At 49.2% G+C, this 17484-nt stretch carries 13 protein-coding genes; 4 read left to right on the top strand and 9 right to left on the bottom strand.

Annotation, left to right across the window (positions count from 1 at the left end):
• Window positions 1–54: 54 nt before the first annotated feature.
• From tdh to AR688_RS01530, 3 genes are all read right to left on the bottom strand, one after another.
• Window positions 55–1080, bottom strand: coding sequence for an L-threonine 3-dehydrogenase (tdh, locus tag AR688_RS01540; RefSeq protein WP_068228161.1), 1026 nt, complete (start codon window positions 1078–1080; stop codon window positions 55–57).
• A 15-nt stretch (window positions 1081–1095) separates the two neighbouring features.
• A complete protein-coding gene (locus AR688_RS01535; RefSeq protein ID WP_068228160.1) occupies window positions 1096–2292 on the bottom strand; it encodes a glycine C-acetyltransferase in 1197 nt (398 codons plus the stop codon).
• Between the two features lie 137 nt (window positions 2293–2429).
• On the bottom strand, window positions 2430–3077 hold the full coding sequence (locus AR688_RS01530; protein WP_068228159.1) for a TetR/AcrR family transcriptional regulator: 648 nt from the start codon (window positions 3075–3077) through the stop codon (window positions 2430–2432).
• Window positions 3078–3195: 118 nt separating this feature from the next.
• On the opposite strand from AR688_RS01530, the gene coaD reads away from it, so the two are divergent.
• Complete coding sequence (gene coaD / locus AR688_RS01525) at window positions 3196–3678, top strand: pantetheine-phosphate adenylyltransferase (protein WP_068228158.1); 483 nt, start codon at window positions 3196–3198, stop codon at window positions 3676–3678.
• Entirely contained in the window at window positions 3675–5072 is a 1398-nt protein-coding gene (locus tag AR688_RS01520) for a capsule assembly Wzi family protein (RefSeq protein ID WP_068228157.1), read from the top strand. Before coaD ends, AR688_RS01520 begins: the two co-directional genes overlap by 4 nt.
• Window positions 5073–5100: 28 nt before the next feature.
• On the opposite strand, the gene nagP is transcribed toward AR688_RS01520, so the two are convergent.
• From nagP to nagK, 4 genes are read right to left on the bottom strand one after another with little or no spacing between them, the layout of a single operon-like run.
• Window positions 5101–6399 (bottom strand): N-acetylglucosamine MFS transporter NagP, encoded by a 1299-nt coding sequence (gene nagP / locus AR688_RS01515; RefSeq protein WP_197412082.1) that lies wholly within the window; start codon window positions 6397–6399, stop codon window positions 5101–5103.
• 60 nt (window positions 6400–6459) lie between these two features.
• Complete coding sequence (gene nagA, locus AR688_RS01510; RefSeq protein ID WP_068228156.1) at window positions 6460–7578, bottom strand: N-acetylglucosamine-6-phosphate deacetylase; 1119 nt, start codon at window positions 7576–7578, stop codon at window positions 6460–6462.
• 23 nt (window positions 7579–7601) lie between these two features.
• Window positions 7602–8600, bottom strand: coding sequence for a glucosamine-6-phosphate deaminase NagB-II (gene nagB-II / locus AR688_RS01505; RefSeq protein WP_068228143.1), 999 nt, complete (start codon window positions 8598–8600; stop codon window positions 7602–7604).
• Between the two features lie 13 nt (window positions 8601–8613).
• Complete coding sequence (gene nagK, locus AR688_RS01500) at window positions 8614–9528, bottom strand: N-acetylglucosamine kinase (RefSeq protein ID WP_068231038.1); 915 nt, start codon at window positions 9526–9528, stop codon at window positions 8614–8616.
• Between the two features lie 317 nt (window positions 9529–9845).
• Between nagK and AR688_RS01495 the strand changes: the two genes are divergently transcribed.
• Window positions 9846–12401: a family 20 glycosylhydrolase gene (locus AR688_RS01495; protein ID WP_068228142.1), complete on the top strand. Its 2556-nt coding sequence runs from the start codon at window positions 9846–9848 to the stop codon at window positions 12399–12401.
• Window positions 12402–12490: 89 nt separating this feature from the next.
• Here the strand turns inward: AR688_RS01495 and AR688_RS01490 are convergent, their stop codons facing one another.
• Window positions 12491–13198: a SapC family protein gene (locus AR688_RS01490; protein WP_068228141.1), complete on the bottom strand. Its 708-nt coding sequence runs from the start codon at window positions 13196–13198 to the stop codon at window positions 12491–12493.
• Window positions 13199–13524: 326 nt separating this feature from the next.
• Here AR688_RS01490 and AR688_RS01485 point away from each other — a divergent pair, with 326 nt between their 5' ends.
• A complete protein-coding gene (locus AR688_RS01485; RefSeq protein ID WP_068228139.1) occupies window positions 13525–14604 on the top strand; it encodes a sulfite exporter TauE/SafE family protein in 1080 nt (359 codons plus the stop codon).
• A gap of 42 nt (window positions 14605–14646) precedes the next feature.
• Here the strand turns inward: AR688_RS01485 and AR688_RS01480 are convergent, their stop codons facing one another.
• The gene (locus AR688_RS01480; RefSeq protein WP_068228135.1) at window positions 14647–17346 is read right to left on the bottom strand and encodes a TonB-dependent receptor; all 2700 of its coding nucleotides are present in this window, start codon (window positions 17344–17346) and stop codon (window positions 14647–14649) included.
• Window positions 17347–17484 lie beyond the last annotated feature (138 nt).

The following is a 17484-nucleotide window of genomic DNA, read 5'->3' as shown; positions in this document are numbered from 1 at the left end:
ACATAAAAAAAGCGAACTTCAGTTCGCTTTCTTCGTTGTGATCACGGCACTACATTAAGACCAGTTCAATACCACTTTACCGGATTGGCCGGAGCACATAATGTCGAAGCCTTCCTGAAAGCGCTCCATTGGCAGCTCATGGGTGACCATTGGCGTTAAATCCAGCCCAGACTGAATTAAGCTGGCCATCTTGTACCAGGTTTCAAACATCTCACGGCCATAAATGCCTTTAATTACCAAGCCTTTAAAAATCACCTTGTTCCAATCTACCGCCATATCAGAAGGCGGAATACCCAGCATGGCAATTTTGCCGCCGTGGTTCATCGTATCCAGCATGGCGCGAAACGCTGCCGGCACACCAGACATTTCCAGGCCAACGTCAAAGCCCTCTGTCATGCCTAGCTCTTTCATCACGTCTTTTAAATTTTGCTTGCTGACATCTACCGCACGGGTGGCACCCATTTTCAATGCCAGTTCCAGCCGGTAAGGGTTAACATCGGTGATCACCACATGGCGGGCACCCACGTGGCGCGCCACAGCCGCAGCCATAATGCCGATGGGACCGGCACCGGTGATCAGCACATCTTCACCAACTAAATCAAACGACAAGGCGGTATGTACAGCATTACCGAACGGGTCGAAAATAGCAGCGATATTATCCGGAATATTATCTGCCAGTTTAAAGGCGTTATACGCCGGAATAACCAGATACTCAGCAAAAGAGCCGGCACGGTTTACACCAACACCAATAGTGTTGCGGCACAAATGCACCCTACCGGCACGGCAGTTACGGCAGTAGCCGCAGGTAATATGGCCTTCGCCGGAAACGCGATCGCCAATGTTGAAGCCGCGCACCTCCGAACCCATACCTTCTATTACGCCCACATATTCGTGGCCTACCACCATACCGTGCGGAATAGTGTTTTGCGCCCACTCATCCCACTTATAGATATGTACATCGGTACCACAAATAGCGGTTTTTTTAATACGGATTAACACATCATTCGGGCCCACTTCTGGTTTGTCGACCTCGGTTTGCCAGATGCCCGGTTCTGCTTTTAACTTTGCTAATGCTTTCATTTTCACGCCCCGCCCTTATGCGATCACGCCCATGTCTTTACCAATACGGATAAAGGCATCAATTGCCTTATCCAGTTGCTCTGTTGTATGTGCTGCTGAAATTTGTGTGCGAATGCGCGCCTGGCCTTTTGGTACTACCGGGAAAGAGAAACCCACTACGTAAATGCCTTCGGCCAGCATGCGTTTAGCCATTTCTGCCGCTACTTTGGCATCGCCCAGCATTACCGGAATAATGGCGTGGTCTTTACCGGCCAGCGTAAAGCCGGCAGCAGACATTTTTTCACGAAAGTAATTGGCGTTATCCCAAAGCTTAGCCCGCAGTGCATCACCCTGTGCCAGCATATCCAGCACCTTTATAGAGGCGGTAACAATAGACGGCGCCAGCGAGTTAGAGAACAAATATGGCCGTGAACGCTGCCGCAGCCATTCAATTACTTCTTTTTTGCCCGAGGTATAACCGCCGGACGCACCGCCAAGGGCCTTGCCCAGGGTACCGGTAATAATGTCAACGCGGTTCATCACATCGCAGTATTCATGGGTACCGCGGCCGTTCTTGCCGACAAAACCTACCGCATGGCTGTCGTCTACCATTACCATGGCGCCGTATTTGTCGGCCAGGTCGCACACGGATTTTAAGTCGGCGATTACGCCATCCATTGAGAACACACCATCGGTGGCAATCAGTTTAAAACGGGCGCCATCGGCATCCGCTTGTTTTAACTGCACTTCGAGTTCCTGCATATCGTTATTGGCATAACGGTAACGTTTGGCTTTACACAGGCGCACACCGTCAATAATAGAAGCATGGTTTAACGCATCAGATATTACTGCATCTTCAGCGCCTAAGATGGTTTCAAACAAGCCGCCGTTAGCATCAAAGCAGGAAGAGTACAAAATGGTGTCTTCGGTGCCTAAAAACGCACTGATATTTTGCTCCAGCGTTTTATGAATATCCTGAGTGCCACAGATAAAGCGCACCGACGCCACACCAAAACCATGGCTTTGTAAGCCCTGCTGTGCAGCAGCAATTAAATCCGGGTGATTGGCCAGGCCTAAATAGTTGTTAGCACAAAAATTCAGTACCTGTTGGCCACCAACGGTAACGTCGGCACTTTGTTGAGACGTAATAATACGTTCTGCTTTGTACAAACCTTCTGCTTTCACATCGTCTATTTGTTGTTGTAGATGTTGCAGAAAAGCGCCATTGCGCATAAAGCCTCCTGTTGCGGGGGGTAAGAAAACAGAAAAAACGGCGCCATTGTAAAGCTTATAGCGCTGTCCTGCAGCGCTTTTCACTCATCTGCAGTGCTGCTCAGACCTGCAGATGTAAAGCTTAAGCTACAAAGGTATTATTGTGCCAACGCTTCATAATGCTGCTGCAAACGGGCGATACGGGGCCGGGCCTGCTCGGTGGCATAAGGTTTAAATAGTAGCAATACCTTAAGCACTCCCTGATATACGCTGGCTTGATCAATAGCCTGATCCGGCGCCTGGGTTTTCAGATAGCTGATCCAGAATGTCACCAGTAGTTTTATGCTGTGCGCCAGATCGGTAATGTCGTCATCGTCAATCTGAATTACCGCAGATTGCTTCAGCGCTTTAAGCACGGCAATAACCCGTGTCAACACACCTTGCTGTACCTGCAGGTAATCTTGTTGCAAGGCGGGATCACGCGATAAAATATCCGGCAAATTGGCATAAAAGAAATGAAAGCGCCACATCAGCTCAAACACCGCGTCCAGATAACACGCCAGTGCATCCAGAGCCTCGGCTTTATCCGATGGTGGCTTAATGCGGGTTTCCAGCAACTTGGCATATTCTTTAAAAATCTGCCGGACGATATCTTCTTTATTACGGAAGTGGTAATACAGATTACCCGGGCTAATTCCAAGGTGGGCAGCAATATGATTGGTAGTGACCTGACGCTCACCCACCTGATTAAACAGCTCTATGCTGGCTTGCAGAATTTTATCTTTAGTTCTTAACTTCTTTTCCATCTGCGAAACAGGCTTATTGTTAGCTAAATTAATTTGCTATAGTAACGCCAAATTGACTAAAAACTCTAGTCGCAGGACAGCCACTGCTGTGCCCTTGCCAAGGAAAGCTTACAACCCAATGAAAATAAAAGCTATTTATCCAGGCACCTTTGACCCACTTACCAATGGGCATGCCGATTTGGTGCTGCGGGCAGCCCGTATATTCGACCAGGTAATAGTGGCAGTAGCAGCCAACCCCAGCAAACAACCACTGTTTAGTCTGGATGATCGGGTGTCGCTGGCACAACAGGCCTTTACCGGTATCAGCAATGTCAGTGTTATCGGCTTTTCGGGTTTACTGGCTAAATTTGCTGAAGATCAATCAGCACAGGTGCTGATCCGCGGTGTGCGTGCTGTCGCCGATTTTGAGTATGAGTTTCAGCTGGCCAGTATGAACCGCCAGTTAAACCCGGCGCTGGACAGCATTTTTATGACGCCGTCAGAAAAAAACACCTTTATATCCTCTACGCTGGTAAAAGAAGTGTGCCGCCATGGCGGTGATGTCTCCAGTTTCGTGCCCTGCCATGTTGAACAGGCGTTAAAAGCTAAATTTAAATTATGACCTTTAAACCCTCTTTATTAAGTTTACTGCTGTTTGCCGTGCCAGCTGCGGCTGCGCCCTGGGTAGATACTACCGACAACTATTTGCGCCAGTCACTGCAAACGCTGTCTCATGCCGGTGTTATTACCGGCCCGGTAAATACCTACCCGCTAATGTGGAAAAACATTGTTGCCGATTTAGCGGCTGCGCAGGAGCAACCCACAGAAGAGCTGCGCTTTGCGCTGGCCCATGTGCGTTCAGCCTTAAATGCGAACCAGCACAGCTATATAGCCGGTATTAAACTTAAAGCCAGCTCAGATCCCTCTTTGTACCAAAGCTTTGGTGAAACTTATTTTGATAAAGCCAGTGCCAGTGTATTTAAAGAGTATCTGGGCGATAACTGGGCAGCAAAAACCCAAGTGAATTACCGCAAACTGGAAGATGGCAGCAACGAGCAAGAGCTGACGTATGACGGCAGCTATATGGCCGTTATTGCCGGAAACTGGGTGCTGGCACTGGAGCAACAGCCGTTATGGTGGGGGCCGGGCCAGCAAACCTCGCTGCTGGTAACCAATAATGCCCGCCCGATCCCGTCATTGCGCTTAAGCCGCCACAGCTGGCAAAAAAGTGACGCTTTATTGTTTAGTTGGTTAGGCCCGTGGAGCTTCACTACCTTTATTGGTCAGGGCGAGCACAGCAGCATGCCCCGGCAGATTAAACATTTTGGCGCCCGTTTCAGCGCCCGGCCATTGCCGCAACTGGAACTTGGCTTATCGCGGGTAAGCCAGTGGGGCGGCGATACGTTGGATAACGGTCTGGATGCTTTCGGCGATATGTTGTTACTAAACGATGACAACAACGCCGATAACCTGGCTGCAGTGGATATGACTTTTCATACCAATCTGTTTAACCGCCCCTTCAGCTTTTATACCGAGCTGGCAGACGATAACGGTGGCCGCAAGTTAGGCAAACCCATGCAGCTGTATGGCGTGCGTACTTTTTTCGGCAGTGAAACTGCGGTGCATACACTGAATCTGGAATGGTCTGACACCTATATTCGCTGTGAAGAGCAAATGATGGCCGGTGATTGTGCCTACGAAGGCGACATTTATCCGCAAGGCTATCGCCGCTATGGCCGGGTGATAGGCAGCGGTTATGGAGCCGATGCAAGGGTATTGTCGGCGGGTTACCGCTATCAGACATTTGACGGTTACAGCTGGGCGGTTAGTGTGCTGCGTGGTGAGTTCCTTGCTGCCAGTTCAGAGCTGAAAAACTGGCAGTTAAGGCTGGAGTACCGCCAGCCGTTATTCAACGGCTTGCTAAGCATTGAAGGCCGGGCATTTGATAAATCGCCAGAGCCAGAACTGCGCGTTAAACGCGGCAGCCTGGCAGTAACCTGGGAATACCGCTTTTAAGCTACCGCGCTATCTAGCTGGCCTTAGTCTAGCGCCAGCTGGTTAATTTGTGGCCTTTAAGCGCATAAAACAGAATAAACAGGTAACAGGGCAGCATCACGATATAAGCGCCCTGTTGACCTAGCCCGCTGCCGCTTGCCAGCCCCCAAAACAACGGGCCAAAAGCACCACCGGCAATGCCCATAATCAGCAACGCCGAGCCGATGCTGGTAAGTGAACCCAAACCAGACAGTGCCAAAGGCCACACTGCCGGCCAGACGATAGCATTTGCCAATCCTAATACAGCAATAAGCAGCAAGGTGTCCGGTAACGCTGTACCACCAAAAGGTACCAACAGCGTATTGGCAATAACATAGGATGATGTATCACCCAACACTATTGCCAGCGTAAGCACTACGCCCAATACAGCTGATACCGCCAGCGCCGCCTGCTGCGACAGCACTCTTGGGATCAGCACTATGCCCAAAATATAACCCAGCACCATACAACCCATGGTATAGGATGTCATTACGGTATAACGCTCAACCCCCAGCGATAATGCAAACAAGCCTATGGTGTCACCGGCGATCACTTCTACCGCAACATAAACAAACAGTGCCAGCACACCCAGTGCCAGGCTGGGCCTTGCCAGCGCGGCTTTTATCTGGCCGGCTTTGTTACCTTCTCCGGTTTCTTTTTCCAGTTCAGGTAACGGTGAAAACTTCACCGCCAGGGCCAGTAAGCCCAAAAAGGCGGCAAGCCCGAGATAAGGCAACACTAAACTTGCCGCCATAGCATCAATTTGTCCTGCAGTTAATTCAGTGCCGGCAGGCGCAACAAAGCTGCTGGCGATCAGCGCTGTAAAAACAATAGGCGCCACAACACCGGCAGTTTTATTTAAAATACCCATAATGCTGATACGCACTGCAGCGGTTTCTTCCGGGCCAATTTTAACTACATAAGGGTTTACTGCAGTTTGCAACAAGGTTTGGCCGGTACCAATAACCAGCTGCGCTAACAAAAATAACGCAAACGTCTGGGTTTGGGCTGCCGGAATATACAGCAGGCCAGCCAGCATCATGGTGGCCATACCCAGTGCCATACCGTTTTTATAACCTACTTTGCGGATAAGCCAGGCAGAGGGCAGCGCGGTAAAGGTTACGGCAATATAAAATGAAAACAATACCAGTGATGCCTGAAACGGTGTAAGTAGCAACATCTGCTTCAGATAAGGCATTAACGAGCCATTAAGCCAGGTAGCAAACCCCAGCACAAAAAACAGCATCGCCACTATGATCATTGGCAGTATGCTGCTGCGCTTTTTTGCCTGCTCAGCTGTCATTTCCATATTTATTCCCCGCTATTATTATTGTGCTATTATTGTGTTATTAATATGTTTGTTAGTATGTTATTGGGCAGTAAATACCGGCTGACCGTTAATCCAGTTAGCCTGCACCTGCCAGTTATTATTCAGTAACACTAAATCTGCCTGCGCCCCGGCCACTATCCGGCCTTTATTATGTTGTGCTAAAAACTGCGCAGGATACAACGACGCCATGCGTAAGGCTTCTGCGGCACTAACATCAAGCTGTTCCACCGCATACTGCACGGCGGCGGCCATATCCAGCACCGAGCCTGCCAACGCACCAGCTTCATTGGTCAGTTTGTTGCCATCGCGTATTACTTTGCCGTCGAAAAAGGCAAATTCGCTATCTGAAGTGCCAACCGGTGACATGGCATCGGTTACGATTATCAGTTTGCCTTTAGGCTTCGCCGCCAACGCCACTTTGGCAGCCACCGGGTGCATATGATGGCCGTCAAAAATCACGCCGCACCAGCTGTTGGTATCTGCCAGCGCTACCCCCACCATACCCGGCTCACGCGAGGTCAGCGGCGACATAGCATTATAAAGATGGGTAAAACCGGTGGCACCGGCTGCAAGTGCCGCTTGTACGGTGGTGGCGTCGGCATTGGAGTGGCCAAGGCAAACAATCACATTCAGCGCTACCAACTGCTGTATTTGCTGCGGGCTGATATTTTCCGGCGCTACCGTAACCAGCTTAATGCCAAGATCAGTACGACCATATATTGCCAATTCAGCCTCACTTAACTGCCGGATATGCTGCTGCGGATGCACGCCTTTTTTCGGCACCGATAAATGCGGCCCTTCAAAATGTACACCGATAATACCGGGCTCGGCATCGGCAATAGCGCCGGCAACAGTGTCGGCTGCCTGCTGCATAACACTCACGCTGTCGGTAATTACCGTGGGCAGCATAGCTGTGGTACCAAAACGGGCATGCGCCTGCAACATAGTGCGCAGTGTCTGCCGGCTGGGGGCGGTATTAAATAAAGCCCCGCCGCCGCCATTAACCTGTACATCAATAAAGCCAGGCACCAGCAACCCCTGCTGCACTGCACCGGTTGCCGGAGTTACTGCCTGAATAACGCCGTCTTTAATAACGACACTGACATTATCAAACCATTTTTCGCCGTCAAACAGGCGGCTGACACTTAACTGCTGCATGTACTTATTACCGTTAGGTTGGGTTATACCGTTTTGGTCACTTTATTCAGGCCAGGCGGTGCATCGGGGTTAATGCCTCTGCTACGCGCCACCACTTCAACATCCAGATAAAAGCGCTGCAATACCAGTAAGGGTAACACCCGCGCATCGGCGTTTACACCACGGTGATGCAGCTGCACTATGGCAGCGCCACGACTGCGCACATCTTCTATCTGGCTGCGGTGTGCACTTAAGCTTTCATCTTCTATAGTGACATCGACAATAGCAAACTGATTTTTTACCAGCGTAACCGGGCCATGTAAAAATTCAGCACTGGAGAAAGCTTCGGCATGAATACCACATACTTCCTTTAGCTTTAGCGCAATTTCGCGCGAAATGGCATAACCCAGACCACGGCCTAATACCACCAGATGCGCCACATTCTCTAACGCCTGTGCTGTTAACTGCTGCGGCAAGTCGATAGCTGCCTGCAAACTTTGCGGCAATTGCTGCACGGCTTGTTGCAATGCCTGATTACCCGACCATACCGACACCAGCTGTAAAATAGCACTTAAGGTAGCCAGATAGCTTTTAGTGGCGGCCACGGCCTTTTCGGCACCGACATGCAGCGGCAGCGTGTAATGCGCCTGCTCAGCCAAAGGTGAGGTAGTGTCGTTTACCAATGCCACTACCATAGCGCCGCTGCGTTTGGCCATCTCCACCTGCGCCAGAATATCCGGGCTGCGGCCCGATTGTGAAATAACCAGCACCAGCGCGTCGGCCAGTTGCAATGATTTGTTGTATACACTGGCGATAGACGGGGCAGCTGCAGCCACTGGCAGGCCGACTTCTATTTCAATTAAATATTTAGCAAACACCCCGGCATGATCAGAAGATCCGCGGCCCACCATATAAACAAATTTGGGTGAACGCTGGCGGATGTGTTCTACCACCTGTTGCACGGTAGCAGCATTAGCTGCCAGTTGTTCTGCAATACGTTGTGGCGCTTCTGTGGCTTCCAGAGCCATAATACTGTTGCTCATTTTTACTTCTTACCTATAACGACATAACGGAAGATGGCAGCTGGCCGCGCTGACGGGCAAACCACACTGCACCGAGTTCCGGCGGTTGTAATGCCGGTGTAACCTGTTGCTGAATATGTTCTGGCAGATACGGCAGCAGTTTATGCGCCAAACCGCCGATAAAAGATAACCTGGGTGGCGCTATGCTCAGCAACCTGTCGGCAATAGCACTGATAAATTCTGCGCCCTGGCGCACCAGCTGCATTGCCGTTGCATCGCCTGCTTCTGCCGCAATAAACACTAGAGGCGCATATTTGGCATAAGTGGTTGGCGTTGCCTGCATAAAATGCGACACCACTTCAATACTGTTGCTGGCGGCCAGCTCTTGTAGCAGCAAGGTTGTCATTTGCGTAGGCGGTGCCAGCTGATCCAGGCTTAGTAACACCTTATGCAGCAGTTGCATACCAAACCAGGCACCACTGCCATTATCGCCATAAGGAAAGCCATGGCCGCCCACCTCTATCAATTGGCCGTTTACTTCTGCCAGGCCACAAGAACCGGTACCAACAATAATTACTGCACCATCAAGCCCCTGATGCGCACCCATACAGGCAATATGCAAGTCACTGGTAAGATGCAGTGTTTTAAACGGATGCTGCCAGTCAGAAAAAAGCCGGAAATACTGCGGCATATTGACACCTGCCAAACCGGCACCGGCAATTAAACGCGACATATCATTAAATGCCAGGCCCGCACTGGTAAGCGCTTGCTGGGTCGCCGTTAAAATAGAGTCTGTTGCCACTTTCATACCACGCAACGGGTTAGCCGGGCCGGATAAACCTTCGCCTAAAATGTGCTGTTCTGACGATACAATAACAGCGCGGCATTTGCTGCCACCACCGTCTATCCCTAAATATAAAGGCGTATCGGCCTTCAGCGCTGAACTCATCCTGTTAACCTCATTGCAAGTTGTATTAATACCGCTGGCTGTCATCACTGTTGCTGTCTGTTATTACTTGCGGTTTGCCTGTTGGCAAAGCAAATTGACAGCGTTGTCATTTTTAAAAATCAGCATATAATAAATCTGGCAAATAACAAGTGTCTTGTTTGAAAAACAAACGGGCATTTTACGGTGCTGACCGCATTAAATTTAAAATTAACAATATAATCATAAATTTACCTAAGAAATTTAAGTTGTTTGCTAACATACTAAAATAACAAGCTGGTGCAAATTGCATAGCACCCGCTATAACAGGGGAATTTTTTATGCGCGTTATTATGTTTTTACTGATGCTAAGTGCAGCTCCGGCATCGGCGGCATGGACCCAGCAACAACTGGCAGAATTTGCCCAAAACAGCAGCTTGCAATTTAGTGTGCAGTCAAACAAGCTGGATACACCTTCCCGTTTTAGCGCTGCTATAACACTGCAGAATAACTCTGCACATGCCCTGCCTGCAGGCGAAGCAGACTGGCAAATTTACTTTCATTTGATCCGCCGCATAGAGCCTACCCGGCAACAGGGTTTACAAGTTGAACACGTACAAGGCGACCTGCACCGTATCCGCCCGATAGCGGGCTTTGCCGGCCTTAAGCCCTCGCAACAATTGACGCTGCCGTTTGAATCTGCACCCTGGATGGTAAGCTACAGTGATTTTATGCCACGCGCTTTTATTGCCTTTGCTAAGCTGCAAGCCGAAGTTTTTACCAATACTGATACTGAAGACTTCAGCCAGTTTGTGCGGCCTATTAGTGCACCAAAGCAACAGCTGCGCAATATGGGCGAGCCGGATCAGGTGCCGGTGGTCGACACAGCATTACGCTTTAACCACAACACACAGCTAAACAGTGCCCGTATAAGCGATGATGTCAGCACCCGCATTATACCTACGCCACTTCAGGCCGAATTTAGTAAGCGCCGTGTTACGCTAGATAACAGCTGGCACATTCATTTTAGTGGCCGCCTGACACAAGAGGTAAAATACCTGCAACAGCAGTTACAGCAAATGGGCTTATCGGTGCCCGGCAGCAGCGGCGCGGCAGATAAAAAAACCAGCGTGATTACACTACAGGTAGATAGCGACTTAGCTGTTACTGCTGAGGGCTACCAGCTTGATATCAGCGATCAAGCTATCAGCATTACCGGTAAAGACAACGCCGGCGCCTTTTATGCTGTGCAGACATTACTGGCGCTGCTACAACAGCAAGACAATAAACTGCTGCTACCTGCAGGCAAAATAACCGATCAGCCACGCGCTACCTGGCGCGGCATGCACTACGATATGGCGCGTAACTTTCACGGTAAAGATGTGACTCTGCGGCTAATTGATAATATGGCGCGCTACAAACTGAACAAGCTGCACCTGCACCTGACAGAAGACGAAGGCTGGCGGCTGGAAATTCCCGGTCTGCCGGAGCTAACCGATATCGGTGCCAAACGTTGCTTTGATTTAACCGAGCAGCACTGCCTGCTTACTCAACTTGGCACCGGGCCGCACCCGGATGGCTCTGGTAATGGTTATTACAGCACAACCGATTTCATTGAAATTTTGCAATACGCCGCAGAGCGTCATATTGAAGTCATACCGGAAATTGACCTGCCTGGCCACGCCCGTGCCGCTATTGTGGCCATGAAAGCCCGCTATAGCCGTTTAATGGCCGCAGGCCAACCAGAGGCAGCCAGACAGTATTTGCTGTCTGATCCGAATGACAGCTCCAGTTACCTTAGCGTGCAAAACTACAACGACAATTCAGCTAATGTCTGCATGGCATCTACCTATGCCTTTGTCGATAAAGTGGTGTATGAGCTACAACAAATGTACCGCCAGGCCGGTATTAAACTGAATATTTTTCATATGGGCGGTGATGAGGTAGCCAACGGCTCCTGGACCGGTTCTGCCGCCTGTCAGCAGTTGTTTAACGACGCGGGTAATGGTGTAACAGGAGTAGCCGATTTAAAACCCTATTTTGTCAGCCAGCTGGCAGATATCACCCAACAGCGCGGCCTTGCACTGGCAGGCTGGGAAGACGGTTTAATGTACGATCGGCAAAATACCTTTAACCGCAGTCAGTTTGCTAACGAACGGGTAATAGCCAACGCCTGGGACAATATCTGGGAATGGGGTGTGGGCGATCGCGCTTATCGACTGGCCAATAACGGTTATCAGGTGATCCTGTCACCCGGCACCCATTTGTATTTTGATCACCCGCACGAAGCCAACCCGGCCGAGCGCGGTTATTACTGGGCCACCCGCTTTAGCGGTATCGACAAAGTGTTTGGCTTTATGCCAGACAATTTGTACGCCAATGCCGACACTACGCGCAGCGGCGCACTTATTACCGATTTAGAAGCGCTGGTGGGCCGCGAAATGCCGGCACTTAAACAAGCTGAAAACATTCTTGGCATTCAGGGCCAGGTGTGGAGCGAAACCATACGTACAGCAGAGCAGCTGGAACAAATGATCTACCCCCGCCTGCTGGCATTGGCCGAGCGTGCCTGGCATAAAGCCGGCTGGGAGGCCAATAACAACAGCATTCAGCGTAGCCAGGACTGGCAGCGGTTTGCTTTGCGGTTAAGCCAGGTTGAGCTGGGCCGGTTGGCTGCGAATAACAGCAGTTTTTACCTGCCACCACCGGGCGTAAAACTCAGTGCTGAGCAACTGCAGGTCAATACGGCGCTGCCGTTGTTAACTACCGAGTGTAGTACCGATCAGGGCCAGAACTGGCACCCCTGCCCAGCTACCACGCCAGCACAACCGGCTACGCTTTGGCTGCGCAGCCGTCTGGGCAATACCGTAAGCCGTACAGTAATACCCGAACTTTGAAGATAAAAAAAGCCAGCTAACTTAAGTTAGCTGGCTTTCAGGCAACACTACAAATAAAGCTAATCGCATCAATCTATTAGCTTTATTAATTAACCGGCGTCAGCGATTTTCTTTACCAGTTTCTGCGTATGCTGCAGCGACATTAAAAGAGCATAAATAGCGGTTAAGTAACCGTTTTTACGCAGCTCAAGGAACACTTCATCGCTCAGCTCGTTCAGTTTTGGCTCGTCAATCAGGTAAATACCGTTAATACGGCGCTCTTCACCTTTAATTGTCAGTGTTAATACCTGTTCTTTAATCAGTTCCAGGCTTTGTAATTTTTCCACAAAATTACGGGTAATCATGCCCATATCGACATATTCAGCCATTTGCTGTTTACGCTGGGTTAAAAACTCGCTCTCGCTGCCATCGTCATTAAACAGGGCATTACCTTCAACCTGGCCAACACGGGCCGAGCTTTCATCCAGGCCCACCATCAGACGATCGCCATCCGGCTTATCTTTAACCAGCACCAGTGGGTAATTACGCGCCGCTCGTGGCACATACAGCGCCTGCCATTGATCATTTTGCATAAACAGGTTTTGCTGCGCAGCCAGGCCCAGCATAGCTACCGGCTGAAAAGTGTCGTTGGCTTTTACAAATACAATGGGGAACTCAGCACCGGCCACAACAAATTCGTGTACCACTACCGGTAATAAATGCTCGCTGCTGATATGAGAAAAAGCGTTGTTATTATTGATTTTAGTTGCGGCGTGCTGTTCTTTATTTAACGGCACAATCTTAGGTGTTGAAGTCATAAACTGCTCTTTATTCTGTTCATGGATTTGAGAAGTACTGATGGCAAAGATGTTGTTATAAATCGCCTACCCCGAACGCCACCAGCAGTGCGGTGTTATCATGCGCTAAGTCGCCGATAGGATCAACAGCCTTTGCAGCAGCAAACTATAGCTGAAGCACTAATAGACTCTCTGCCATCAGTTTTTTTATTGTTACTCCAAGTCAGTGTCACTGTTATTACGCACAATTTTTTCTTAAAGCGGTGTGTAAGCTGTGTTATCTGTGGCAAAACAGCAGAGAAACCGATATAACACCACATCAATTTCTACTGACACAGCTTTGATAAATGCAGCAAAAACTGAAACAACATTTGTGGATATGGTTACTCTGGCTGGCAGGTTTTTATGCCGTATGGCTGTATTTGGTTATCGGCCTTGGCTACTGGCCTGAAGCAAAAGCACACTGGCCAATCGCTGTTGCAATGGCTATTGGCAGTTATGCTGCGGGCTCCACGCCTATGGGCGGCGGCACTGTTGGTTTTCCGGTATTAGTACTGTTGTTTGAACTGCCTGCCACACTGGGGCGAGATTTCAGTTTCGCGGTACAAGCAATCGGCATGACCAGCGCCAGTATTTTTATTCTGGCCCGCCGTCAGCCAATTGCCTGGGCCATGCTCAAAGGCGCCATGCTGGGTAGCTTAATTGGCACGCCGTTGGGCATTTGGTTAATAGCCCCTTATATTCCTGGTCTGTGGATAAAATTGGTGTTTGCAGTAGTCTGGGCCAGCTTTGGCATTTTACACCTGTATCGTGTTAACGAAATTGCCGGCCACAGCGGTATGACTGAATTTAACGAAAAATGGGATTTTAAAGTTGGCTGCTGGATTGGTTTATTATCCGGCGCAGCCGTTGCCTCCGTTACGGGTGTCGGCATCGACATGGTGCTGTATACCGCTTTGGTGCTGTATACCGCTTTGGTGCTGTATACCGCTTTGGTGCTGTTGTGCCGTACCGATCTGAAAATTGCCATTCCAACTTCTGTCATTATTATGGCATTCACTTCTGTACTGGGTGTAGTGGTAAAAAACCTGACCACCGGCATGCAACCCGGCGTATTTGAAAACTGGCTGGCCGCCGCCCCCGTTGTCGCCCTGGGCGCGCCGTTGGGGGTATTTATCGTTGCACTGATTGGCCGTAAACCAACATTGTTAGTCGTGGCGTTTTTATGTGTGCTGCAGTTTTTCTGGACTATGCATTCTGAACGCGCCAGTTTGGGTTTAACGGGCATGCTGTTATCTGCGTTAGCAGTAGTTATATGTTTGCTGGGTTTTGAGCAACTGCGCCGCCTGGGTAATAAACTGGTAGCAAAACGCTGTGCATTGCAGCAAAACACTACAGCGGAAACTCCGCAGGTTAAAGCAGGATAAAAAAACGCCCCGGTACTCGGGGCGTTTTAGCAGTGATATAGCTTAAAACCTTACGTTTACACCAGCTGTAAAGCGACGACCATTTTCATACAGCGACGTTGGACGGGCTTTATCAATATGGTATTGATATAAATCCTCATCCAACAAATTTACTGCTTCAACTACGAATGAAACTGTTTCGCTGAAGTTGTATGTCAGGCTCGCATCTAATTGGCCGAAGTCATCGGTGTATACTTCATTACCGAACTCACCGACCCCGTTGAAAAACTCCGTGCGGTAGTTGTAACTTAAACGGGCACTGATAAGGTCGTTTTCATAGTAACCTGTAACGTTGGCCATATGTTTTGAATTACCCGAAATCAACCCTGAACCGGGGTTATTCACGGCATCACGCTCCTGATCACTTTCTGCATCAGTGTAGGTGTAATTAGTAATCACGCCAAAATCACCAAATGCCTGCTGATAGGACAATTCCAGCCCCTGCACGCGACCACCTAAACCATTCTTTGGCTCAGTAATTGTCACTTCAACATTCTCATTGTTGATTTCATCAAAGGCGATTTCTGTGCTTACAGAGTTCAGCACTGAACCTTCAATATCTTTATGGAACAATGTAACTGCTATCAGAGAGCTTGGGTTGAAATACCACTCATACGAAATATCAAACTGGTTTGCGCGCACAGGCTCCAGATATGGGTTGCCGCGGCTGCCACTACGGGTAGGAATATTGACTGATTGCTGGTTGGCAATGTTGATGTAATCAGGACGCGCCATCACCCGCGCTGCCGAGAAACGCAATAAGCTGTCTTCAGATAAGTCAAATACCAGATTGATATTTGGCAATACATCGGTGTAACTGTGTTTCAAAGTATTGTACTGAATGTTCCAATCACCATTGCGGCCCGCTTCCACTGCGTCAGCCAGCAGGTCATAGCCATCCAGCATCGAAATCGATGCAGCAACCCAATCGCCGTCCCAGCTGTAGCCTGATGAGGATACATCTGTTTTAACTACCCGCACACCAATATCACCACGAACAGATTCACCGGAAAAATCCCCTTTTACATAAAAGGCAGATATTTTCTCATTGACTTCCCAGGTGTTAGGTAAAAATAAAAACCTGGCGGTTGGCGCAGCATAGGCGGCTTCCGGGAAAGCCAATTCAGCAGATTTTCCGCTGCTCATTAGCGGGTAATACGCATAGTTTTCACCACTGGAAAAAGATGAAAATGGCGTGGTTCCCCAGCTGGAAGACCAGCTTGTTTCACCAGGGCGCACAGTACCATAAGGTCCGTTCACCGGATCGATGTGCTGAGAATCTGCCAGCCAGTGGAAACGGGTACCATCCTGGCGTTGTCCTTTATCATGATCCTGATACAAGACACCGGTTTTCACCGTAGTAAAAATACCTTTGTTTACATCAAACTTCAGATCCAGACCGGCATAAACTTCCTCATCGGTCATCAGACGGGAGCCCTCTTGCGCATAATCAAGCGTACGGGCAGCAATATCTTCCATGGTTTCCAATTCGCCATCGACATAATTTTGTATGTTCAGATTCGAATCGTAGGTAGAGCGGGTATAGCTACCGTTAAACTGATGGTAGCGGTCACGTGATGTGCCACCTTCAGCTTCTGTCGTACCAAGCTTACCGGTAATCACCATGCCGTTGTCCAGCGTATGGTTAATTTCCAGATCATAAGCCTTAGAATCGCTGAAAGAGACCCGGTCAATAACAGCAAATTCCGAGCTGGTCGCGCCGGTCTCACCGGAGATAACCCCTGAGCCTGAAATAACAGCAGCACTTTGATCAAAGTTATTGTTGAAGTAGGTGTACAGGTTATGGTTGATATTGTTGGCATCAAGCTTAGTGTCAAGAATATTCAAGACGACATCTGTACTGTCTGCTGGCTGCCACTGTGCGGTAACCAGTGCGGTAGTTCTTTCGCGTTGTTGTTGGAAATAAGCATCACCAATCAAACGCGGAGCCCAGTAGTCGGTGCCATTAACTTCCTGACGGTAAAAACCCAGAACCTCTTTACCTTTTCGTGCCAGAGAGCGTTCCTGGCGGGTTAGTGATACCAACACACCGAAGGTTTCATTGTCATTTTTCCATGAATACAAGCCTGACAACTGCGGATCCCACTCTTCGGACACATCGCTATACTGCGCCTGTGCCTGTAGGGATACCGTGTTAGCATCAAGATCCAGTGGTTTACGCGTTTTCAGGTACACCGTGCCGCCTAAAGAACCCTCCTGAATATCTGCCTGCGGTGTTTTATACACTTCTAAATCGGATACTACATTTGATGGTAACAAAGTGAAGTTAAAAGCGCGGGATGGATTATCCAGCACAAACCAATCAGCAGACGCTACCGATGCACCATTAAGTAAGGTACGGTTTTGAGAAGGGTCTGTACCACGTACTGCGATTTTTTCGCCTTCACCAAAACCACGGGTAACGGACACCCCGGTAATACGTGACAACGACTCGGCGACGTTTTTATCAGGAAACTTACCAATGTCTTCTGCCGTAACGACATCAACCACTGCACCTGAATAACGCTTGGCGTTTAAGTTAGCCTCTTGTGAGGCGCGTATACCGCGGATTTCTATAACTTCAACCTGTTCTGTTGCTTCAACCTGATCGGCGGCAAATGCTGGCATTGTTAATGCGGCACTTCCTACCAACAAGCTGAGCTTCACTGCTAAGGCACATTTATTAATTTTATTGTGCTGCATATGCTTCTCCCGTTCCTGTTTTAATTTTACTGTTTTACTGCATCCCGGACACTCAATGACAACGCTGTCATTGAAAGTGAACATACACAAAAAATTTTGCCTTTGCAAACCAAATACGACGAAAATTTAACCGCATTA

Origin of the sequence: Rheinheimera sp. EpRS3, from assembly GCF_001513785.1 — a bacterium.
Taxonomy (GTDB): domain Bacteria; phylum Pseudomonadota; class Gammaproteobacteria; order Enterobacterales; family Alteromonadaceae; genus Alishewanella.
The sequence above is the reverse complement of the archived record's forward strand: the minus strand, read 5'-3'. Positions and strand labels throughout refer to the sequence as shown.

What these genes read in the sequence shown, in the direction of transcription:
- tdh (WP_068228161.1), bottom strand. Translation starts at nt 1,080, where the DNA reads ATGAAAGCATTAGCAAAGTTAAAAGCAGAACCGGGCATCTGGCAAACC.
- AR688_RS01535 (WP_068228160.1), bottom strand. Translation starts at nt 2,292, where the DNA reads ATGCGCAATGGCGCTTTTCTGCAACATCTACAACAACAAATAGACGAT.
- AR688_RS01530 (WP_068228159.1), bottom strand. Translation starts at nt 3,077, where the DNA reads ATGGAAAAGAAGTTAAGAACTAAAGATAAAATTCTGCAAGCCAGCATA.
- coaD (WP_068228158.1), top strand. Translation starts at nt 3,196, where the DNA reads ATGAAAATAAAAGCTATTTATCCAGGCACCTTTGACCCACTTACCAAT.
- AR688_RS01520 (WP_068228157.1), top strand. Translation starts at nt 3,675, where the DNA reads ATGACCTTTAAACCCTCTTTATTAAGTTTACTGCTGTTTGCCGTGCCA.
- nagP (WP_197412082.1), bottom strand. Translation starts at nt 6,399, where the DNA reads ATGGAAATGACAGCTGAGCAGGCAAAAAAGCGCAGCAGCATACTGCCA.
- nagA (WP_068228156.1), bottom strand. Translation starts at nt 7,578, where the DNA reads ATGCAGCAGTTAAGTGTCAGCCGCCTGTTTGACGGCGAAAAATGGTTT.
- nagB-II (WP_068228143.1), bottom strand. Translation starts at nt 8,600, where the DNA reads ATGAGCAACAGTATTATGGCTCTGGAAGCCACAGAAGCGCCACAACGT.
- nagK (WP_068231038.1), bottom strand. Translation starts at nt 9,528, where the DNA reads ATGAGTTCAGCGCTGAAGGCCGATACGCCTTTATATTTAGGGATAGAC.
- AR688_RS01495 (WP_068228142.1), top strand. Translation starts at nt 9,846, where the DNA reads ATGCGCGTTATTATGTTTTTACTGATGCTAAGTGCAGCTCCGGCATCG.
- AR688_RS01490 (WP_068228141.1), bottom strand. Translation starts at nt 13,198, where the DNA reads ATGACTTCAACACCTAAGATTGTGCCGTTAAATAAAGAACAGCACGCC.
- AR688_RS01485 (WP_068228139.1), top strand. Translation starts at nt 13,525, where the DNA reads ATGCAGCAAAAACTGAAACAACATTTGTGGATATGGTTACTCTGGCTG.
- AR688_RS01480 (WP_068228135.1), bottom strand. Translation starts at nt 17,346, where the DNA reads ATGCAGCACAATAAAATTAATAAATGTGCCTTAGCAGTGAAGCTCAGC.